The organism is Kitasatospora sp. NPDC094028 (genome assembly GCF_049543595.1).
Lineage (GTDB): Bacteria > Actinomycetota > Actinomycetes > Streptomycetales > Streptomycetaceae > Kitasatospora.
Window position 1 is genome coordinate 126,561 of record NZ_JBMVFA010000006.1, and the last position, 19,353, is coordinate 145,913.

Genomic DNA, 19,353 nt, shown 5'->3' on the forward strand with positions numbered 1-19,353 from the left:
ACGTGATCTCCGGGGATTTCTTCGGCCGACCGGCTCCGTTGTGGCTCGTGCCACGCCGGTGGCAGGGTGGTCAGTGGTCCGGTGATCGGACTCGGACGACGGACGGGGCCCGCAACCGGGGGCGCCGGAGCGGATCGGGACGGGGGCGACGGATGGTGACGCGGATCACCCTGGTTGAGGGTGACATCACGGAACAGCAGGTGGACGCGGTCGTGAACGCGGCCAACTCGTCGCTGCTGGGCGGCGGCGGGGTGGACGGCGCGATCCACCGCAGGGGCGGGCCGGAGGTCCTGGCGGAGTGCCGCCGGCTGCGGGCCTCGCACTGGGGCAAGGGGCTGCCCACCGGACGGGCGGTGGCCACCACGGCCGGGCGGCTGCCCGCCCGCTGGGTGGTGCACACGGTCGGGCCGGTGTTCCTGGACGAGGAGTACGAGGAGCGGGCGGGGCTGCTGGCCTCCTGTTATCGCGAGTCGCTGCGGACGGCGGCGGAGCTGGGCGCCCGCACGGTGGCGTTCCCGGCGGTGTCGGCCGGGATCTTCGGCTGGCCGCCGGCGGACGCGGCCCGGATCGCGCTCTCCACCGTCGCCGAGGTGCTGGCGAGCGGTGACGCGCGGGCGGGTGCGGAGCTGGCGGAGGTGCGGTTCGTGCTGTTCGGGGAGGAGATGTACCGGGTGTTCGAACGGGCCCGGGCGGAGCTGTTCGGGCGGGACGGCTGAGGGTGGAGCGACCGGCGGCACGGCGAACGGCGGGCGGTCCGCGCTGCCGCCGCTCGGCGGCCTCCATGGTGGCGTGGCGGGGCGTCAACACGCCAGAGGTATTCGATAACTCGTTCGAGTGAATGCGCGGATGGCATCAGTGGGCCCCCGGGGGCAGCCTCCGGGACAGCCCCCGGGGCAGCGCCTGGCACGTCCGGCACGCCCGGCCGCGGGGGTCCTACGGCGCGAGCGCCGTCCACGGCACCGTGACCTCGCCCTGCCGCCACCGCCCGCGCGCGTCCACCAGCGGCCAGCTGCCCGCCAGCGCCGTGCAGGCCGCCACCCAGCGCTGCCTCGCCCCGAACGCCCCGTACGGCGCGGCCGCCGCCCAGGCCCGGTCGAAGTCGGCCAGGAAGGCGTGCACCGGCCGGCCCGGCACGTTGTGGTGGATCAGCGCCTTCGGCAGCCGTTCGGCCAGGTCGGAGGGCTGCCCGAGGCCGCCCAGCCGGGCCGCGAAGGTCACCGTCCGGGGCCCTTCCGGGCCGAGCGCCACCCAGACGTGCCGCCGCCCGATCTCGTCGCAGGTGCCCTCGACCAGCAGCCCGTCCGGCGCGAGCCGGGCGCACAGCCGCTCCCACACCCCGGCCACCGCCGACTCCTCGTACTGCCGCAGCACGTTGGCCGCCCGGATCAGCTGCGCGGGGGCGCCCCCGTCCAGCGGCACCTCGAAGCCGCCGCGCCGGAAGGTCAGCAGCGGCGGCACCGCGTACGGCTGCGCGGCGGCGACCCGCTCCGGCTCGATCTCGATCCCGACCACCCGGACGTCCGGCCGCACCGCGCGCAGCCGCCCGGCCAGCTCGACGGCCGTCCACGGCGCCGCGCCGTAGCCGAGGTCGACCGCCACCGGCGGCCGCTCGGCGGCGCGCAGCGCGCCGCCCAGGGCGTGCGCGATCCAGCGGTCCATCCGGCGCAGCCGGTTGGTGTTGGTGGTGCCCCGGGTGACCGTGCCCACCGGCCGGCCGGTCCGCCCCCGGGAGGGCGCGGCGGAGGCGGGGTCGAAGGTGGCGGCCATGCCGAGAAGGGTAGTCGGCGCCCGCGGGAGGAGACGGTCCGGCGGTCGCACCGCCCCTGACCAGCGCGGCTGTCGCCGCGGCCGGGGGAACTGGCCTGCTCCTGTCATCTCGGTTCGCGGACCGGGAATGCCCGGCCCGCGTGGTGTGGTTGGCACACTGGTGGTGATGTGTGCCCGGACGGGGCAGCGCACACCGGACAGCCGGCGGCCCGGACGCGGACCGCCGGGACGGGCCGCACACGAGGAGGCTTCAGCCAGGTGATCCAGCACCCCGTCCGTTCGGTACGCCGTGCCCAGCCCGCCGCGCCCGCGCGCGGCCGGCTCCAGTCGCTCGTCCCGGGCCGCCGCCGCCCGCGCCGCATAGCCATGCTGAGCGTGCACACCTCGCCGCTGCACCAGCCCGGCACCGGGGACGCCGGCGGGATGAACGTCTACATCGTCGAGCTGGCCAAGCGGCTGGCCGAGCTGAACATCGAGGTCGAGGTGTTCACCCGGGCGATCTGCTCGGACGACGCGCCGACCGTCGAGCTGGCCCCCGGCGTGCTGGTGCGGCACGTCACCGCCGGGCCGTACGAGGGCCTGGTCAAGGAGGACCTGCCGGCCCAGCTGTGCGCCTTCACCCACGGCGTGCTGCGCACCGAGGCCGGCCACCGGCCCGGCCACTACGACCTGGTGCACTCGCACTACTGGCTCTCCGGGCAGGTCGGCTGGCTGGCCGCGCAGCGCTGGGGGGTGCCGCTGGTGCACACCATGCACACCATGGCGAAGGTCAAGAACGCCGCGCTGGCCGAGGGCGACACGCCCGAGCCCGCGGCCCGGGTGATCGGCGAGACCCAGGTGGTCGAGGCGGCCGACCGGCTGATCGCCAACACCACCGAGGAGGCCGCCGAGCTGGCGCTGCACTACGCCGCCCGGCCGGACCAGCTGGCCGTCGTCCACCCCGGGGTCAACCTGGACGTCTTCCGCCCCGGCGCCCCCGGGGCCGGCGCGGACGCCCGGGCCCGGCTGGGCCTGCCGCAGGACGCCGCCGTGCTGCTGTTCGCCGGCCGGATCCAGCCGCTGAAGGCGCCGGACGTGCTGCTGCGGGCGGTCGCCGCGCTGCTGGAGCGCCGCCCGGAGCTGCGCGAGCGGCTGGTCGTGCCGGTGGTCGGCGGGCCGTCCGGTACCGGGCTGGCCCGCCCGGAGAGCCTGCACAAGCTCGCCGCCCAGCTGGGCATCGGCGACGTGGTGCGCTTCCACCCGCCGGTCGGCCAGGCACAGCTCGCGGACTGGTACCGGGCGGCGACGGCCCTGGTGATGCCCTCGTACAGCGAGTCCTTCGGGCTGGTCGCGCTGGAGGCGCAGGCCTGCGGCACCCCGGTGGTGGCGGCCGCGGTCGGCGGCCTGCCGGTCGCGGTGCGGGACGGTGAGTCCGGCAGCCTGGTGCCCGGGCACGATCCGCAGGCGTGGGCGCACGCGCTTGAGCCGTACGTCACCGACCGGGAGCTGGTGGCCCGGCGCGGCGCGGCGGCGGCCCGGCACGCGGCCGGCTTCGGCTGGGGCACCGCGGCGGCGAGCACCGCCGAGGTGTACGCCGGCAGTCTCGCCCGCCCGGCCGGGCGGCTGGCCGCGGCCCGGCGCCGTCTGGTCTGAGCCCGTCCTGTGTCCGAGGCCGTCCGTGTCCGAGCCCGTCCCGTGCGCCTCGCCGGTACCGGCGAGTAACGTCACCCCCATGGCAATCCGCACCAAGGACGAGGCCCTGACCCTCCTGCGCACCGCCCTGGACGAGGCCGGGGTGGCCTGGGAGCCGGCCGCCGCCGACCCGTACACCCTGGTGGCGACCCTCCCGGGCACCCGGAAGCTGAACACCGCCTGCGCCCTGCGGGTCGGCGACCACACCCTGTCGGTGAACGCCTTCGTGATCCGCCGCCCGGACGAGAACCACGAGGCCGTCTACCGCTGGCTGCTGGAGCGCAACACCCGGCTGTACGGCGTCGCGTACGCGATCGACGCGCTCGGCGACGTCTACCTGGCCGGCCGGCTCGCGCTGGAGGCGCTCACCCCGGACACCGTGGACCGGCTGCTCGGGACGGTGCTGGAGAACGCCGACGAGCCGTTCAACACCCTGCTGGAGCTCGGCTTCGCCACCGCGATCCGGCGCGAGTGGGAGTGGCGCACCAAGCGCGGGGAGTCCACCCGCAACCTGGCCGCCTTCGCCCACCTGGCCGCCGCCCCGCAGGCCGCCGGGGCCCCGGAGACGCCGGCGGCGGACTGACCGGCCCGGCCGGGCGCCCGCTCAGGCGCCGGCCGGGGCCTGCTCGACCGCCCCGGCGGATGCCGTGGTGGATGCCTCGACGGGCGCCGCCACCTCCGTGACCGCCGCGCTCCGGCACGCCGCCGCCCGGGCGGTGCGGCGGCCCAGCGCCAGGTGCCCGAACGCCGCGACCGTGCCGCAGAGCCCGCACACCAGCCACAGCGTCCCCGGCCCGGCCCGGTCCAGCAGCACCCCGCCGGCCGCCGGCCCGAGGAACGAGGCGAGCGACCAGGAGAGCGAGTAGACGCCCTGGTAGCGGCCGCGGGCTCGGGCCGGCGCCAGCTCGGCGACCAGGCCCATCGTGGTCGGCGCGTTCAGGATCTCGCCGACCGTCCAGACCGCCACCGAGAGCGCGAACAACCAGGCCGAGGAGCCGGCCAGCGCCGCCAGCCCGAAGCCCCACCCGGCGAACAGGCAACTGGCGATCAGCAGCCCGGTGCGCGAGCGGCCCTCCATCCACCGGGTGAGCGGGATCTGCAGCACCACGATCAGCAGCCCGTTCAGGCCGATGACCAACCCGTACTCGGTGGACGTGATCCCCGAGGCGCCCATGTCGACGGCCAGCGTGGTGCTGCCCTGCTGGAAGATCAGGGCGAGCAGCAGGTTCAGTCCGACCACCGCCATGAACGGCGCGTCCCGGAACACCGTGAGCAGGCCGGTCCGCGGCTCGGCCGCGCTCTGCCCGGCCCCGGGCGCGGCCGCCGGCGGCCTGGTCTCCGGGACGCGGATGAAGATCACCACCGCGCAGACCAGCGTGGTCAGCGCGTCCAGCACGAACAGCGTGAGGTAGCCGTGCGTGGCGATCAGCCCGGCCACTGCGGCGGAGAGGCCGAAGCCGATGTTGATCGCCCAGTAGTTGAGCGAGTACGCCCGGACCCGGTCCTCGGCCGGGACGAGGTCGGCGATGATCGCCGAGGTGGGCGGCCGGGTGGCGTTGTTGCAGAGGCCGACCAGGAAGGCCACCACGGCGATCGCCACCTGGCCGTCCATGAAGCCGAGCACGGCGGTGGACGCCGCGGTCCCCAGCTGGGCGGCGACCAGCGTCGGCCGGCGCCCGATCCGGTCCGCGAGCACGCCCGCGCCGAGCGCCGCGATCGCCGAGCCGAGCCCGAACAGCGAGGCCACCAGGCCCGCGTACGAGGCCGAGTACCCCCGGTCGGTGGTCAGGTAGAGCGCCAGGAAGGTCACCACGAAGGCACCGAGCTTGTTCACCAGCGTGCTCACCCAGAGCCACCAGAACTCGCGCGGCAGCCCGCCCACCGTCTCCTTCACCAGTCTTCGGATCCGGGGATTGGCGGCCAGGGCGACGAGCATGTGGGGGCTCCCGGGGGCAGGCGTGGGGGCGCGTCGGCCGAGGCGACGCGGGCAGGCCCGACCGGCCGACGCATGTAAGAGGCAGGTGCGCGTCGCACACGTTACTCGCCGCCCCGGTGATCGGCCCAGGGGTTTTTTCGCCCTCCACTAAGCTGGGCCGCATGGCTGACACGACGTACCGACTCATCCTGCTCCGCCACGGCGAGAGCCAGTGGAACCAGAAGAACCTGTTCACCGGTTGGGTCGACGTCGACCTCAACGAGAAGGGCGAGAAGGAGGCCGCCCGCGGCGGCGAGCTCCTGGCCGCCGAGGGTCTGCTCCCGGACGTGGTGCACACCTCGCTGCTGCGCCGCGCCATCCGCACCTCGCAGATCGCGCTGGACAAGGCCGACCGCCACTGGATCCCGGTCTCCCGCAGCTGGCGCCTGAACGAGCGCCACTACGGCGCCCTCCAGGGCAAGGACAAGGCCCAGACCCTGGCCGAGTTCGGCGAGGAGCAGTTCCAGCTGTGGCGCCGCTCCTACGACACCCCGCCGCCGGTGCTGGCCGATGACAACGAGTACTCGCAGGCCGGCGACGCCCGCTACGCCGAGATCCCGAGCGAGCTGCGTCCGCGCACCGAGTGCCTGAAGGACGTCGTCGAGCGGATGCTCCCGTACTGGTACGACGCCATCGTCCCGGACCTCGCCGGCGGCAGGACCGTCCTGGTCACCGCCCACGGCAACAGCCTGCGCGCGCTGGTCAAGCACCTCGACGGCATCTCCGACGAGGCCATCGCCGGCCTCAACATCCCGACCGGCATCCCGCTCGTCTACGAGCTCGACGCCGACTTCAAGCCCGTCACCGCGGGCGGCCGCTACCTCGACCCGGACGCCGCCGCGGCCGCCATCGAGGCGGTCAAGAACCAGGGGAAGAAGTAGGGCAGGAAGTCAGGCGGGCTGCAGGGCCCGGCGCGGGCCCGACGCCTTCGGGGCCCCGCCCTCCGGTTCGCCGGGGGCGGGGCCTTTGGCGTTGTGGTGGGCGCGTCGGGTGGCGCCAACCAGTGGGTGTGGTGGCCGAGTTGGGGCGGCCCGGCCGGGGCGTGGCCAAAATGGTTCAGACCATTGACGGCGGTGGGCGGGGCTCCTACCGTGAGGGCACCGGGCTGGCGCAGGCATGCCACGGGTTCCCCTGTCCCGGGCTGCCGCACCCCCACGCGCGCGCGTCCGCCGCCCGGCGCACACTCCATCCACCCCCACGGAGGAGCACCATGCGCACACGTCATGTCGTCGGGGCGGCCGTCGCCGCGCTGGCGGTCCCGATCGCCCTCGCCTTCCCGGCGCAGGCCCACGGGTACATCACCACACCGCCGAGCCGCGCCGCGCTCTGCGACGAGCACGTCAACGGCGTCCCCTGGGACTGCGGCGACATCCAGTGGGAGCCGCAGAGCGTCGAGGGCCCGAAGGGCTTCCCGAGCCTCGGGCCCGCGGACGGCACCATCTGCTCCGGCGGCAACGCGCGGTTCGCCGAGCTGGACGACCCGCACGGCGGCGCCTGGCCGACCACGCAGGTGACGGCGGGCCAACAGCTCACCTTCACCTGGAACTTCACCGCCCGGCACGCCACCACGGACTTCGAGTACTACCTGACCAAGCCGGGCTACGACGCGAGCCAGCCGATCACCCGGGCCAACCTGGACCTGACGCCGTTCCTGACCGTCCCGTACGGCGGCTACCAGGTGCCCAGCACGCTCAGCCACACCGCGACCGTCCCGGGCGGGCGCACCGGCCACCAGGTGGTCGTCGCGGTCTGGACGATCGCCGACACCGGGAACGCCTTCTACTCCTGCTCCGACGTGCAGTTCTGAGCCGTCCGGCCGGCCCGGAACGCCGGGTGCCCGGCCGTCTCCCACGACGGCCGGGCACCCGCACGTGACCGGGGAAAGCGGCGCTCAGTGGCCGCCGCAGCAGCCGCCGTCCGCGCCGCCGCACTGGCAGGGCGCGCCGGACTGGCAGCCGCAGCCGCAGCCGGGGCCGCACCCGCAGCCGGCGGCGAGGACGGGAAGCAGGTTCGGGACGGGCGGCTCGACGGTGTCGCGGGCCGGTGCGGTGCGGGTCGGGTGGGCCTTCATCGAGCTGTTCCCTCCTCATGACGGGCACACGTCGGTGCCTGCGGTTTCGAGTGAAGCCGCCGTTCGGAGGGAGCGTCAACGGGCGCGCGGTGGCGGGGCGTACGGAGACCGTGCGCCCACACCACCCCCGCCGCAGGTTTACTCACCCCTGGGGGTGAGCGGGATGAACGGCCCGGGCTGCGGGCCGTCCGCCCGTGTCACGCGCCCGTGTCACGCGGCCGCTCACTCGGCCGGCGCGGCCTCCGCGGCCTCCGTCGAGGCGATGAACTCGGCCACGTGCTCACCGGTCACCAGGTACACCACGCGCTTGGCGACCGACACCGCGTGGTCCGCGAAGCGCTCGTAGTAGCGGCCGACCAGGGTGAGGTCGACGGCGGTCTCGATGCCGTGGTGCCAGCGCTCGTCGATCAGGTGCGAGAGCAGCTCGCGGTGCAGCGCGTCGATCCGGTCGTCGTCCTGCTCCATCTCCAGCGCCTTGTCGACGTCCTTGGTCGCGATGACCAGGCCCGCCTTGGCCACCAGGCGCTGGGCGAGCTGGCCCATCTCCAGGACGGTGGAGTGCAGGTCGCCGGGCACCGCCGTCTCGGGGTAGCGCATTCTGGCGACCTTGGCGACGTGCCGGGCGAGGTCGCCGCAGCGCTCCAGGTCGGCGCTCATCCGCAGCGAGGTGACGACGATGCGCAGGTCGGTGGCGACCGGCTGCTGGCGCGCGAGCAGGTCGATCGCGCGGTTCTCCAGGTCGTGGTGCAGCTCGTTGATCTTCTCGTCGGCGGCGATCACGCTCTCCGCCAGAGCCAGGTCCGCGTCGAGGAGGGCGGTGGTGGCCCGGCCCAGGGCCGACCCGACCAGCCGGGTCATCTCGATCAGGCTGTCGCCGATCGCATCGAGTTCCTCGTGGTACGCGTCGCGCATGCTCTCTCCTCAGTAGCTGTGTCGGTGGCGGTGCCGACCGGTCAGCCCGTCCGACCATTGTTCCCGGTGTTCGGGTGACCGCTGCTGGTGTGCGCGAATGGTACGCGCACCCCCGAGACGATGCCCCTGGTTCGGCGCACCGATCTCACCCACACGGGCTGCATGGCCAACTCTCGGCCGCCCGGGCGAAGGAGCACGGCCGCCACGGTGAATCGGCGGCCACGTGAAGGTGAATTCTCGGCAACGCATGGCCGATGCCTTGATCGGGGTCCTGGGGAGTGCCCTGGCCGTGCGCTTACGCTGGCCACATGGACGTGAACGTGGCCGCCGCCGCTGCCTGCGCCATAGCCGGGCTCGGCGTCGGCCTCACCGCCTCCATCGCCTTCCGCTGGAGCGAGCGCGAACAAGCCCGGGGCAGGAACAGCGGCACCGGCGGCAAGCATTACGGCCGGCACCAGCCGCTGGCCACCGGGGCCGAGCCCCCGCTCCCGCCGGGTGTCGACACCGTGCTCTCCGTGCTCCGCTCCTGCGCGATCGTGCTGGGCGAGGCCGACGAGGTGGTCAAGGCCAGCTCGGCCGCCTACGCGATGGGCTTGGTGCGCGGTGGCGCGGTCGCCGTCGACCAGATGCTCGCGCTGGCCCGCGCCACCCGCCGGGACGGCGAGATCCGCCAGGTCGAGCTGGAGGTGCCCCGCCCCGGCGCGGCCCGCGCGGCCGAGCCGCTCGCGGTTTCCGTCCGGGTCGCCCCGCTGGGCTCGCGGCTGGTGCTGGTGCTGGTCGAGGACCAGACCGACCGCCGCCGGGTGGAGGCCGTCCGCCGCGACTTCGTGGCCAACGTCAGCCACGAGCTGAAGACCCCGGTCGGCGCCCTGTCGCTGCTCTCCGAGGCGGTCGCCGACGCGTCGGACGACCCGGAGGCGGTGCAGCGCTTCGCCGGCCGGATGCAGATCGAGGCGACCCGGCTGGCCAGCCTGGTGCAGGAGATCATCGACCTCTCCCGGGTCCAGGACGACCGGCTGATGGTCGACCCGGAGCCGGTCGCGGTGGACGAGCTGATCGCCGAGGCGATCGACCGCTGCCGCCAGCAGGCCGCCGCCAAGCAGATCCTGATCTCGGCCGGCGGCGTCGCCGGCCTCTACCTGCACGGCAACCGCGGCCAGCTCGCCGCCGCGCTCGGCAACCTGGTGGAGAACGCCGTCAACTACAGCCCGCCGCGCACCCGGGTGGCCATCGCCACCCGCCGGATCTCCAGCGCCGCGGCGCTCGGCGAGGCGGACGGCGAGCTGATCGAGATCTCGGTGACCGACCAGGGCATCGGCATCTCGGAGAAGGACCGCGAGCGGGTCTTCGAGCGCTTCTACCGGGTCGACCCGGCCCGCTCCCGGCAGACCGGCGGCACCGGCCTCGGCCTGTCCATCGTCAAGCACGTCGCCGCCTCGCACGGCGGCACGGTCTCGGTGTGGAGCGTCGAGGGCCAGGGGTCCACCTTCACCATCCGGCTGCCCGCCGGCCAGGCGCCCGCCGACGACGAGCTCGACGAGGACCTGGACGGGGACCTGGACGACGAGCTCGGCGACGACTTCGACGGGCCCGGCGACGACCTCGCCGACGAGCCCGACCACCTCGCCGTCCCCGCGGCCAAGTCGGCCAAGTCGGCCAAGCCGGCCGGCCCGGCCGAGGCCCCCCGAACCCTCACTGCGGACCGTTCGTCCGGTACGGCCCGTCCGCTCCCCGCCGGGGAGCGGGAACACCCCCTGTCAGACACAACCCCCCAGCTTGCCCCGGAGGCCTGATCGTGACCCGAGTACTGGTGGTCGAGGACGAGGAGTCGTTCAGCGACGCCCTCTCGTACATGCTCCGCAAGGAGGGCTTCGAGGTGGCCGTGGCCGCCACCGGCCCCGACGCGCTGGAGCAGTTCGAACGCAACGGTGCCGACCTCGTCCTGCTCGACCTGATGCTGCCGGGCCTGCCCGGCACCGAGGTCTGCCGCCAGCTCCGGGTGCGCTCCAACGTCCCGGTGATCATGGTGACCGCGAAGGACAGCGAGATCGACAAGGTCGTCGGGCTGGAGATAGGTGCGGACGACTACGTCACCAAGCCCTACTCGACCCGCGAGCTGGTCGCCCGCATCCGCGCGGTGCTGCGCCGCCGCGGCGAGGACGGCGGCGCGGGCGACAACGGCGGCGGCCCGGGCGCCCTGGAGGCCGGTCCGGTCCGGATGGACGTCGACCGCCACGTGGTGACGGTGGACGGCGCCAAGGTCGACCTGCCGCTCAAGGAGTTCGACCTGCTGGAGATGCTGCTGCGCAACGCGGGCCGGGTGCTCACCCGGATGCAGCTGATCGACCGGGTCTGGGGCGCGGACTACGTCGGCGACACCAAGACCCTGGACGTCCACGTGAAGCGCCTGCGGGCCAAGATCGAGCCGGACCCGGGCGCGCCGCGCTACCTGGTCACGGTCCGCGGCCTCGGCTACAAGTTCGAGCCGTAAACGGCCCGTACGGGTGACCGCCCGTACCGGACGAACGCGGAAGGCCCCCTCCGGCAGTCGGAGGGGGCCTTCCGCGTGGTCCCCGGCGGGCCCGGAGCGGGCCCGCCGGGGACGGGGTCAGTGCGCGGTCGGCGTGGTGCCGACCGGGGTGGCCGCGCCGGTGGTGGCACCGGCGCCCGGGGTGGCGGTGGTGCCCGGTGCGGCCGGGGTGGTGGCGCCGGCACCCGGGGTCGCCGGAGCGCTCGCGGACGGCGAGGCGGGCTTGGCGGGGGCCGTGGTGGACGGGGCGACGGTCGGGCCGTAGCCGTTGTAGATGTCCTTGTTCTTGACGTCCGAGTCCGAGCTCACGCCGGCGTCGGCGGTGACCGTCTGCGGGGCGCCGACCGGGTTGTTGTCCTTGTCGACCTCCTGCATCGTGAAGGTCGTCTTGGCGAAGCCGCCGATCGTGACGGAGGCCGAGGGGACGGTGGCGGCCACGTTGCCCTGGCCGCCGATCGCCACCGCGCCGCCCGCGGGGACGGGGATGGCGGCCAGCGGGGCGCCCGCGGCGTCGGCGAAGGTCGCGCTGCCGCCGGTGCCGACGGTGACGGACTTCAGCTGGACCGTGTTGCTGCCCGAGTTCGCGATGTTCACGACCACGTTGGCGGGGCCGGTGTAGTCACCCGCGGACTTGACCGGGGTGACGATCACGATGTTGTTCAGTCGGAGGCTCGTGCCGATCGTCGCAGCCGCGTTGTCCGGCTTGATCTGCAGCGTGTCCGGCGTGTTGCCGGCGGCGCAGGACGACAGGGAGGCGATGGCGATGGCGGCGATGGCGGCGATGCTGCCGCGTCGAAGGCTGCGGCTCACGGCGGCGGCTTCTCCTAAAGGTCACGTGTCGACAGGTCAGGTCTCAGATTATCGACCTCACTTATGCGCTCTTCACGGGGAGGTCCCCGTGTCGCACTCCCGGGGTCCGCAGAGGGCCGTCCGGACGCATCCCGGATGCATCCCGGGCGCGGTCGCCGGCTGCCGGGCCGCCCGCTCGGGGTGCCCGGGTCGCAGCCGGAGGAGCCACCGGTCCGCATCACGGACAGGACACGCTTCGATGCAGATCGAATAACGGTGTGGATGCGACCCGAACGGTGACGAAAACTCAAGATCCAATCATGGTTTCGGGGGCGTTGCGCAAGGTTTCGTCGGGCACCGGAACCGCCTCCGACCTGCGGGAAGCCGTTCTCGAACACCGGTCGCAGCACGTCATGGGGGTCCTTGTCAAGCCCCGAGACCCGCCCTGACCTGCGAAAACGCCCTTCGGGCCGGGCCTGGGGCGTGTTATTCTGGAAAGCCACGGAAGGGGTCCTGTCACATGACGTTCAAGGTTGGCGACACGGTGGTCTACCCCCATCACGGGGCCGCGCTGATCGAGGCCATCGAAATTCGCCAGATCAAAGGTGTGGACAAGACCTACCTGGTGCTCAAGGTGCAGCAGGGAGACCTGACGCTCCGCGTGCCCGCCGAGAACGCGGAGTTCGTCGGCGTGCGCGATGTGGTCGGCCAGGAGGGTCTGGACCGGGTCTTCGAGGTGCTGCGCGCACCGTACACCGAAGAGCCGACCAACTGGTCCCGTCGCTACAAGGCGAACCTGGAGAAGCTCGCCTCGGGCGACGTCATCAAGGTCGCCGAGGTCGTGCGCGACCTGTGGCGCCGCGAGCGCGAGCGCGGCCTCTCGGCCGGCGAGAAGCGCATGCTCGCGAAGGCGCGCCAGATCCTCGTCAGCGAACTCGCGCTGGCGGAGAACACCAACGAGGACAAGGCGGAGACGCTGCTCGACGAGGTGCTCGCCTCGTAGTGCGCGCGTAGCCGCAGTGCAGTCGGGCTGTCGCCCACCGCTCACAGCGCCCGGTGCCGGCGCGCCGCTCCTCGGACGAACCGTCCGGGAGTGGTGCAGTGGCACTTCGGGCGCTGAGGCGTGTCCGGACGACGCCTCCCGCCCGGACCGGCGCTGGCCCGCAGGACCGTTTCTGCGGAGCTGTGCGGCGGGCGGTTGGACCGTGGCTCTTCGGAAGGGGTCCGGCGCCCGCCGGGCACGCCAAGGCCATACCCACTTCGCCGAAGGAGTGAAACCTGAACGCCTCAGCAGCAGTCGCAGCAGCAGTGGTGCCGGCCGCGGGACGCGGTGAGCGGCTGGGGCCCGGCGCCCCGAAGGCCCTCCGGGAGCTCGGCGGCGTGCCGCTCCTGGTGCACGCCGTCCGGGCGCTGGCCCGCAGCCGGGCGGTCGGCCTGGTCGTGGTGGCCGCGCCCGCGGACGGGGTGGCCGAGGTGGTCGCCCTGCTGGACAGCCACGGGCTGGACGGCAAGGACATCCGGGTGGTGGCCGGCGGCGCGACCCGCCAGGAGTCCGTCCGGCTCGGCCTGGCCGCGATCCCCGAGGAGGTCGGGATCGTCCTGGTGCACGACGCGGCCCGCCCGCTCGTCCCGGTCGAGGTGGTGGACGCCGTCGCGGCCGCCGTCCGGGCCGGGGCCGTCGCGGTGGTGCCCGCGGTGCCGTTGGCCGACACCGTGAAGCGGGTCGAGCCGAACCCGGGCCGCCCCGAGCCGGTGCTCGACACGCCCGAGCGCAACACCCTGCGCGCGGTGCAGACCCCGCAGGGCTTCGACCGGGCCACCCTGGTCGAGGTGCACGCCAAGGCGCTGGCCGAGGAGGCCGCCGGCTCCGCCGACGCGCCGCCCGTCACCGACGACGCCGGCCTGGTGGAGCGCTACGGCGGCCCGGTCGTCGTGGTGCCCGGCCACGAGGAGGCGTTCAAGGTCACCCGCCCGCTGGACCTCGTGCTCGCCGAGGCCGTACTCGCCCGCAGGAGGGCCGCCGATGCCTACTGAGCCGATGTCTGCTGAGCCGATGCCTGCTGAGCCGATGCTCCCCGTGATCCCGCGCGTCGGGATCGGCACCGACGTGCACGCCTTCGAGGCCGGCCGCCCGCTCCGGGTCGCCGGACTGGACTGGCCGGGCGCCGAGTTCGGGCTCGCCGGGCACTCGGACGCCGACGTCGCCGCGCACGCCGCCTGCGACGCGCTGTTCTCGGCCGCCGGGATCGGCGACCTGGGTGCCCACTTCGGCACCGACCGGCCCGAGTGGGCCGGCGCCTCCGGGGTGACGCTGCTCGGCGAGGCGGCCCGGCTGGTCCGCGCGGCCGGCTTCGAGATCGGCAACGTCTCGGTCCAGGTGATCGGCGTCCGGCCGAAGATCGGCAAGCGGCGGGACGAGGCGCAGGCCGCGCTGTCCGGGGCGGTCGGCGCGCCGGTGTCGGTCTCCGGCACCACCACCGACGGCCTGGGCCTGACCGGCCGGGCCGAGGGGCTGGCCGCGATCGCCACCGCCCTGGTGTACGAGCGGCGTTGACGGCCGGCGCCGCACCGGCGGCGGGGTGGCCCGGTGCCGCGGGAACAAACCCACAGCACACGGGTGTTCACCTGATGTGACGGGTACCGGATCGGTAGTGTTCGGCCCGGAGCCCGCGCGGAGTTCATCCCCGGGCCGTACCGCCGCCGACGAGAAGAGGTTCCCATGAGCGCCCAACTCTCCGACCGTGCCAAGGCGTTGATCGACGGCAAGAGCTTCGCCGTGGTCTCCACGATCCAGCCGGACGGCAGCCCGCAGTCCTCGGTGGTCTGGGTCAAGCGGGACGGCGAGGACATCCTGTTCTCCACCGTCGAGGGCCGCCGCAAGTACCTCAACATGGTGAAGGACCCGCGGATCACGCTGCTGGTCAACCCGGCGGACAGCCCGTACGAGTACCTGGAGGTGCGCGGCGCGGTGACGATGACCACCGAGGGCGGCCGCGAGCTGATCGACGAGCTGGCCGCCAAGTACCGCGGCGTGGACACGTACACCTGGGACGGCCCGGACGACGTCCGCGTGGTGGTGCGGCTCACCCCGGGCAAGGTGGTCGGCAACATCTGACGGCCCCCGCCGACGTGCCGTTCCCCGGGAACGCGGCCTGCCGTCCCCGGGGAAAGTGGCGGGGCACCCCCCGCCGCCCACTACGCTTGACGCTGTGAGCATTCGTCTGTACGACACCAGCACCCGCCAGGTACGCGACTTCGTCCCGCTTGTACCGGGTTGTGTCTCGATCTACCTGTGCGGCGCTACCGTTCAGTCGGCGCCTCACATCGGGCACATCCGGTCCGGGCTCAACTTCGACATCATGCAGCGGTGGTTCGCCTACCGCGGCTACCAGGTGACCTTCGTCCGCAACGTCACCGACATCGACGACAAGATCATCGCCAAGGAGCGCGAGCTCGGCACGCCGTGGTGGCAGATCGGCTACGCGAACGAGCGCGCCTTCAACGACGGTTACGACGCGCTGGGGTGCCTGCCGCCGACCGTCGAGCCGCGCGCCACCGGGCACATCACCGAGATGATCGAGATGATGCGCGGGCTGATCGAGAAGGGCCACGCCTACGAGGCGGACGGCAACGTCTACTTCGACGTGAAGTCCTACCCCGACTACCTGGCGCTCTCCAACCAGAAGCTGGCCGACCTGCGCCAGCCGAGCGGCGAGGGCGAGACCGGCAAGCGCGACCACCGCGACTTCGCGATGTGGAAGACCGCCAAGCCGGGCGAGCCGAGCTGGGAGACCCCGTGGGGCCGCGGCCGCCCCGGCTGGCACCTGGAGTGCTCGGCGATGGCCCACAAGTACCTGGGCAGCGCCTTCGACATCCACGGCGGCGGGCTGGACCTGATCTTCCCGCACCACGAGAACGAGATCGCCCAGTCCAAGGCCTACGGCGACGGCTTCGCCAACTTCTGGGCGCACAACGCCTGGGTCACCATGGCCGGCGAGAAGATGAGCAAGTCGCTCGGCAACTCGGTGCTGGTCTCCGAGATGGTCCTGCGCTGGCGCCCGATCGTGCTCCGCTACTACCTGGGCTCCCCGCACTACCGCTCGATGATCGAGTACAGCGAGGAGTCGCTGCGCGAGGCCGAGGCCGGCTTCGGCCGGATCGAGGGCTTCATCCAGCGCGCCGTCGAGCGCTGCGGCACGGTCGACGCGGCGCCCGAGGTGCCGCCGGCCTTCGCCGAGGCGATGGACGACGACTTCGGTGTGCCGCAGGCGCTGGCCGTCGTCCACACCGCCGTCCGCCAGGGCAACAGCGCCCTGAACGCGGACGACAAGGAGAGCGTGGTGGCGCGACTGGCCGAGGTCCGTGCGATGCTCGGTGTACTGGGACTCGACCCGCTCGACCCGCACTGGGCCGGGACGGAGCGCGGCGAGGACCTACACGGCGTGGTCGACTCGCTCGTCCGCCTGGTCCTGGACCAGCGGCAGGCGGCGCGCGAGCGCAAGGACTTCGCCACCGCGGACGCCATCCGCGACCAGCTCGGCCTGGCCGGACTGGCGATCGAGGACACCCCGTCCGGCCCGCGCTGGACGATCAACAACCAGTAACCCCATCTGACGATCGGGGTGATGGGTGGGCCGTACCAGACCGGTGCGGCCCTCCCGCATGACGTAGCGCATGCCGTCGGCCGCCGCCGGAGATAGCGGGGGCGGCCGGGCATGCCGGACAGACAGGAAGTACAGCCATGGCCGGCAACAGCCAGCGCAGGAACCGCCGCAACCCCGGATCCAAGAAGGGTGCGTCTGTCGGTACCGGCGGGCACAGCCGGAAGCAGCTCCAGGGCAAGGGCCCGACCCCTCCCGGCGAGGAGCGCAAGGGCCACCCCAAGCAGCGGGCCGCCAACGCCGCGCTCAAGCGCGAGCGGGACGCCAAGTCGCGGGCCGGCATGCGCCGGGCCGGGGCCGGCGGCCGGGGCGGCCGCGGCGGCGCGGGCAGCGCCGAGCTGGTCTTCGGCCGCAACTCGGTGGTCGAGGCCCTGCAGGGCGACGTGCCGGCCAACGCGCTGTACGTCCAGCAGTTCATCGACACCGACGACCGGGTCCGCGACGCCTTCCAGGCCGCCAACGACCGCGGCATCCCGCTGATGGAGGCCCCGCGCCCCCAGCTGGACCAGATGACCGGCGGGATGAACCACCAGGGCCTGGTGCTGCAGGTGCCGCCGTACGAGTACGCGCACCCCGAGGACCTGCTGGCCGACGCCGCCGACGCGGGCCAGGACGCGCTGATCATCGCCCTGGACGGGGTCACCGACTCGCGCAACCTGGGCGCCGTGGTCCGCTCCGCCGCCGCCTTCGGCGCGCACGGCGTGGTCATCCCCGAGCGCCGCGCGGCCGGGATGACCGCCGGTGCCTGGAAGACCTCCTCCGGCGCCGCGGCCCGCCTGCCCGTCGCCCGGGCCACCAACATGACCCGCACCCTGGAGGCCTACCAGAAGGCCGGCCTGATGGTGGTCGGCCTGGCTGCCGACGGCGAGGCCGAGCTGGGCGACCTGGAGCTGCTGACCGGCCCGGTCGTGATCGTCGCGGGCAGCGAGGGCAAGGGCCTGTCCCGGCTGGTCTCGGAGACCTGCGACATGCGGGTGCGGATCCCGATGTCCGGCCTGACCGAGTCGCTGAACGCCGGTGTCGCGGCGGGCATCGTGCTGTACGAGGCCGCGCGGCTGCGCGCCAAGCGCTGAGCCGAGCGCTGACCGCCGAGCGCTGACCGCCGAGCGCTGACCGCCGAGCCGTGGGCGGTCGAGGCCGCCGAGCGGTGAGCACAGATAGGTGCTCGTCCGCAGCCGGTCTTCTGAATTGCCCGTATTTCGGGTGAGAAGTGATCGGGCCCGATCGGGCCCGATCACTTTTTTCATGATCACTTCAAGTGTGCGCCGCACATCCACCCGGGAGAGTGTCCTAACCGGCCGTCACCCGGTTAGACGGGCGTGGACACCAGAACACCTCGGCGCCCCCTGTTCGGCGGCAGCACCGGGATAGACGCGGGCGCGGGCCCCGGCCTCAACACCGTCAAGGTGGACTCGGACCCCGCGCGTCTCAGCAGCACCCAGGCGAGTTTCCGGCTCCGGCTCAGCGCGCCCGTGGCGCCGCTCATCGACGCCCCGGCCGGACTGCTCTCCACCGGCGCCGCCTTCGGCGACCCGTACGCGAACCAGGGCCTGATCCGCCGTCCGCTGGTCACCCCGCAGGTCGTGGTCCCCGCCTCCGCCGTCCCGGCGCTCGCCGGGGCCGGGGTCGGCGGCGCGCCGCGCCGCAAGGGCCGGGTCACCGCCGTCACCTGGACCGGCCAGGCGGCCCCCGGGGACCTCGCGGCCACCCGGCTGCTGGACGCCGTACGGCTCAGCGGCCCCGGCACCCAGGACGAGGCGGACACCCAGGTGATCCCGTCCCTGGCGGGCGCCCGGACCGTCCCGCGCCAGCCCCGCGCGGGCGCCGGCACCGCCACCGACGCCGGCGTCGGCCCGATCGGCGAACCGCACGGCTGGACCCCCAGCGGCGAACTGCCCGAGGTCTCCGCCACCGACACCGAGGGCAAGCAGCCCTGGTACCCCGGCCGCCGGGTCGACCTCGGCCTGGTGCTGCTGCCGCTGCGCGCCGTCCTCGGCTCGCTCTCCGTCTACGCCGGCTTCAGCAAGCTCTGCGACCCGGTGTACTTCGACGGCGGCGAGCGCGGCTCGATGATGCGCTGGCTCTCCTCGCTGCACCCGTGGAAGGTCGCCGAACCGCTGCTGGCCTTCGCCATGGCGCACCCGGTGGGCGCCGGCCTGGTGGTCTCGTTCACCGAGATCGTGGTCGGCGTGCTCACCGTCCTCGGCCTCTGGCAGCGGCTCGCGGCCGGCGCGGCGATGCTGCTCTCCGCCGCGCTGCTGTTCACCGTCAGCTGGCGGGCCGTGCCCGTCTACGACACGCCCGACCTGATCTTCCTGGCAGCCTGGAGCCCGCTGCTCATCGCCGGCGCGCCGTTCGCCTCCCTCGACGGGCGGCTCAACCTGGAGGCCTGGCGGCGGTACGGCGCGGACGCGCCCGGCGCCCTGCGCCGCCGGGTGCTGCGCCGCGGCGCGGTGGTCACCACGGTGGTCGTCGGCCTGACCCTGCTGCTCGGCTCGATGCTCGGCGCGGCCGTCCGCACCGGCGCCCGGCCGCACCAGGCGCCGGCCCGGCCCGCCACCGACTTTGGCACCCCGGTCTGGCCGGCCGGCGGCCCGTCCGGCGCCCCCGGCCAGGGCGCGTCCGGCGCGCCCTCGCCCGCCGCCCCGCGCCCGACCACCCCGGCGCCGAGCGCGACGGCGCCGTCCACCGCGCCGTCCGCCAAGCCCACCGGTGCCACGCCGAGCGGCAAGCACTCCGGCAAGCCGGAGAGCGGCGCCGGCGCCGCCCAGCCCTCGGCCGCGCCCGCCGGCGCCCCGGCCGGCTCCGCGCCCGCCCAGCGCAGCACCCCGGCGCCCGGCGGCTCGGGGACGGCGCCCAAGCAGAGCCCGAGCTCCGGGCCGGGGCTGCTCGGCGGGGTCCTGGGCGGCGGCCCGCTGGCCGACCTGGCGGGCGGCGACCGGTCCTCCGCGCCGGGGGAGCCGACCGCGACCTGACC

Annotated in this window: 19 protein-coding genes; 14 read left to right on the forward strand and 5 right to left on the reverse strand. The window is 74.0% G+C overall.

Annotated elements, in window-relative coordinates; genetic code table 11:
* Positions 1 to 155 precede the first annotated feature (155 nt).
* Positions 156 to 716, forward strand: a complete 561-nt coding sequence (locus ACPC54_RS12320; RefSeq protein ID WP_498964449.1) for an O-acetyl-ADP-ribose deacetylase — start codon at positions 156 to 158, stop codon at positions 714 to 716.
* A 217-nt stretch (positions 717 to 933) separates the two neighbouring features.
* Here the strand turns inward: ACPC54_RS12320 and ACPC54_RS12325 are convergent, their stop codons facing one another.
* A complete protein-coding gene (locus ACPC54_RS12325) occupies positions 934 to 1,767 on the reverse strand; it encodes a class I SAM-dependent methyltransferase (RefSeq protein WP_498964071.1) in 834 nt (277 codons plus the stop codon).
* Positions 1,768 to 2,028: 261 nt separating this feature from the next.
* On the opposite strand from ACPC54_RS12325, the gene mshA reads away from it, so the two are divergent.
* Together mshA and ACPC54_RS12335 are read left to right on the forward strand one after the other, a co-directional pair.
* A complete protein-coding gene (gene mshA / locus ACPC54_RS12330) occupies positions 2,029 to 3,399 on the forward strand; it encodes a D-inositol-3-phosphate glycosyltransferase (protein WP_498964450.1) in 1,371 nt (456 codons plus the stop codon).
* A 79-nt stretch (positions 3,400 to 3,478) separates the two neighbouring features.
* Positions 3,479 to 4,021, forward strand: coding sequence for a type III secretion system chaperone family protein (locus ACPC54_RS12335; RefSeq protein ID WP_498964073.1), 543 nt, complete (start codon positions 3,479 to 3,481; stop codon positions 4,019 to 4,021).
* Between the two features lie 21 nt (positions 4,022 to 4,042).
* Here the strand turns inward: ACPC54_RS12335 and ACPC54_RS12340 are convergent, their stop codons facing one another.
* The gene (locus tag ACPC54_RS12340; RefSeq protein WP_498964075.1) at positions 4,043 to 5,374 is read right to left on the reverse strand and encodes an MDR family MFS transporter; all 1,332 of its coding nucleotides are present in this window, start codon (positions 5,372 to 5,374) and stop codon (positions 4,043 to 4,045) included.
* A gap of 161 nt (positions 5,375 to 5,535) precedes the next feature.
* Between ACPC54_RS12340 and ACPC54_RS12345 the strand changes: the two genes are divergently transcribed.
* Together ACPC54_RS12345 and ACPC54_RS12350 are read left to right on the forward strand one after the other, a co-directional pair.
* Positions 5,536 to 6,294: a phosphoglyceromutase gene (locus ACPC54_RS12345; protein ID WP_045697235.1), complete on the forward strand. Its 759-nt coding sequence runs from the start codon at positions 5,536 to 5,538 to the stop codon at positions 6,292 to 6,294.
* Between the two features lie 329 nt (positions 6,295 to 6,623).
* Positions 6,624 to 7,220, forward strand: a complete 597-nt coding sequence (locus ACPC54_RS12350; RefSeq protein WP_498964077.1) for a lytic polysaccharide monooxygenase auxiliary activity family 9 protein — start codon at positions 6,624 to 6,626, stop codon at positions 7,218 to 7,220.
* A gap of 84 nt (positions 7,221 to 7,304) precedes the next feature.
* On the opposite strand, the gene ACPC54_RS12355 is transcribed toward ACPC54_RS12350, so the two are convergent.
* A complete protein-coding gene (locus tag ACPC54_RS12355; protein ID WP_498964079.1) occupies positions 7,305 to 7,484 on the reverse strand; it encodes a hypothetical protein in 180 nt (59 codons plus the stop codon).
* A gap of 222 nt (positions 7,485 to 7,706) precedes the next feature.
* Positions 7,707 to 8,396, reverse strand: coding sequence for a phosphate signaling complex protein PhoU (gene phoU, locus ACPC54_RS12360; protein WP_498964081.1), 690 nt, complete (start codon positions 8,394 to 8,396; stop codon positions 7,707 to 7,709).
* Positions 8,397 to 8,704: 308 nt separating this feature from the next.
* Here phoU and ACPC54_RS12365 point away from each other — a divergent pair, with 308 nt between their 5' ends.
* Positions 8,705 to 10,189: a sensor histidine kinase gene (locus ACPC54_RS12365; protein ID WP_498964083.1), complete on the forward strand. Its 1,485-nt coding sequence runs from the start codon at positions 8,705 to 8,707 to the stop codon at positions 10,187 to 10,189.
* Positions 10,190 to 10,191: 2 nt separating this feature from the next.
* Complete coding sequence (phoP, locus tag ACPC54_RS12370) at positions 10,192 to 10,887, forward strand: two-component system response regulator PhoP (protein WP_031069385.1); 696 nt, start codon at positions 10,192 to 10,194, stop codon at positions 10,885 to 10,887.
* Positions 10,888 to 11,004: 117 nt separating this feature from the next.
* On the opposite strand, the gene ACPC54_RS12375 is transcribed toward phoP, so the two are convergent.
* Positions 11,005 to 11,736: a DUF461 domain-containing protein gene (locus ACPC54_RS12375; protein WP_498964085.1), complete on the reverse strand. Its 732-nt coding sequence runs from the start codon at positions 11,734 to 11,736 to the stop codon at positions 11,005 to 11,007.
* 499 nt (positions 11,737 to 12,235) lie between these two features.
* Between ACPC54_RS12375 and ACPC54_RS12380 the strand changes: the two genes are divergently transcribed.
* The 7 genes from ACPC54_RS12380 to ACPC54_RS12410 all read left to right on the forward strand — a co-directional run bounded on the left by ACPC54_RS12380 (position 12,236) and on the right by ACPC54_RS12410 (position 19,351).
* Positions 12,236 to 12,718: a CarD family transcriptional regulator gene (locus tag ACPC54_RS12380; RefSeq protein ID WP_030244332.1), complete on the forward strand. Its 483-nt coding sequence runs from the start codon at positions 12,236 to 12,238 to the stop codon at positions 12,716 to 12,718.
* 275 nt (positions 12,719 to 12,993) lie between these two features.
* The gene (gene ispD, locus ACPC54_RS12385; protein ID WP_498964452.1) at positions 12,994 to 13,749 is read left to right on the forward strand and encodes a 2-C-methyl-D-erythritol 4-phosphate cytidylyltransferase; all 756 of its coding nucleotides are present in this window, start codon (positions 12,994 to 12,996) and stop codon (positions 13,747 to 13,749) included.
* A 19-nt stretch (positions 13,750 to 13,768) separates the two neighbouring features.
* Positions 13,769 to 14,269 carry a 2-C-methyl-D-erythritol 2,4-cyclodiphosphate synthase gene (gene ispF, locus ACPC54_RS12390; RefSeq protein ID WP_498964088.1) on the forward strand — a complete coding sequence of 167 codons (501 nt, stop codon included), beginning with the start codon at positions 13,769 to 13,771 and terminating at the stop codon, positions 14,267 to 14,269.
* A gap of 165 nt (positions 14,270 to 14,434) precedes the next feature.
* Entirely contained in the window at positions 14,435 to 14,830 is a 396-nt protein-coding gene (locus tag ACPC54_RS12395; RefSeq protein WP_498964090.1) for a PPOX class F420-dependent oxidoreductase, read from the forward strand.
* A gap of 94 nt (positions 14,831 to 14,924) precedes the next feature.
* Positions 14,925 to 16,319, forward strand: a complete 1,395-nt coding sequence (cysS, locus tag ACPC54_RS12400; protein ID WP_498964092.1) for a cysteine--tRNA ligase — start codon at positions 14,925 to 14,927, stop codon at positions 16,317 to 16,319.
* A gap of 137 nt (positions 16,320 to 16,456) precedes the next feature.
* The gene (gene rlmB, locus ACPC54_RS12405) at positions 16,457 to 17,449 is read left to right on the forward strand and encodes a 23S rRNA (guanosine(2251)-2'-O)-methyltransferase RlmB (RefSeq protein ID WP_498964094.1); all 993 of its coding nucleotides are present in this window, start codon (positions 16,457 to 16,459) and stop codon (positions 17,447 to 17,449) included.
* 246 nt (positions 17,450 to 17,695) lie between these two features.
* Positions 17,696 to 19,351 carry a DoxX family membrane protein gene (locus ACPC54_RS12410; protein WP_498964096.1) on the forward strand — a complete coding sequence of 552 codons (1,656 nt, stop codon included), beginning with the start codon at positions 17,696 to 17,698 and terminating at the stop codon, positions 19,349 to 19,351.
* Positions 19,352 to 19,353: the final 2 nt, after the last annotated feature.

What these genes read in the sequence shown, in the direction of transcription:
- ACPC54_RS12325 (WP_498964071.1), bottom strand. Translation starts at nt 1,767, where the DNA reads ATGGCCGCCACCTTCGACCCCGCCTCCGCCGCGCCCTCCCGGGGGCGG.
- ACPC54_RS12335 (WP_498964073.1), top strand. Translation starts at nt 3,479, where the DNA reads ATGGCAATCCGCACCAAGGACGAGGCCCTGACCCTCCTGCGCACCGCC.
- ACPC54_RS12340 (WP_498964075.1), bottom strand. Translation starts at nt 5,374, where the DNA reads ATGCTCGTCGCCCTGGCCGCCAATCCCCGGATCCGAAGACTGGTGAAG.
- ACPC54_RS12345 (WP_045697235.1), top strand. Translation starts at nt 5,536, where the DNA reads ATGGCTGACACGACGTACCGACTCATCCTGCTCCGCCACGGCGAGAGC.
- ACPC54_RS12350 (WP_498964077.1), top strand. Translation starts at nt 6,624, where the DNA reads ATGCGCACACGTCATGTCGTCGGGGCGGCCGTCGCCGCGCTGGCGGTC.
- ACPC54_RS12355 (WP_498964079.1), bottom strand. Translation starts at nt 7,484, where the DNA reads ATGAAGGCCCACCCGACCCGCACCGCACCGGCCCGCGACACCGTCGAG.
- phoU (WP_498964081.1), bottom strand. Translation starts at nt 8,396, where the DNA reads ATGCGCGACGCGTACCACGAGGAACTCGATGCGATCGGCGACAGCCTG.
- ACPC54_RS12365 (WP_498964083.1), top strand. Translation starts at nt 8,705, where the DNA reads ATGGACGTGAACGTGGCCGCCGCCGCTGCCTGCGCCATAGCCGGGCTC.
- ACPC54_RS12380 (WP_030244332.1), top strand. Translation starts at nt 12,236, where the DNA reads ATGACGTTCAAGGTTGGCGACACGGTGGTCTACCCCCATCACGGGGCC.
- ispF (WP_498964088.1), top strand. Translation starts at nt 13,769, where the DNA reads ATGCCTGCTGAGCCGATGCTCCCCGTGATCCCGCGCGTCGGGATCGGC.
- ACPC54_RS12395 (WP_498964090.1), top strand. Translation starts at nt 14,435, where the DNA reads ATGAGCGCCCAACTCTCCGACCGTGCCAAGGCGTTGATCGACGGCAAG.
- rlmB (WP_498964094.1), top strand. Translation starts at nt 16,457, where the DNA reads ATGGCCGGCAACAGCCAGCGCAGGAACCGCCGCAACCCCGGATCCAAG.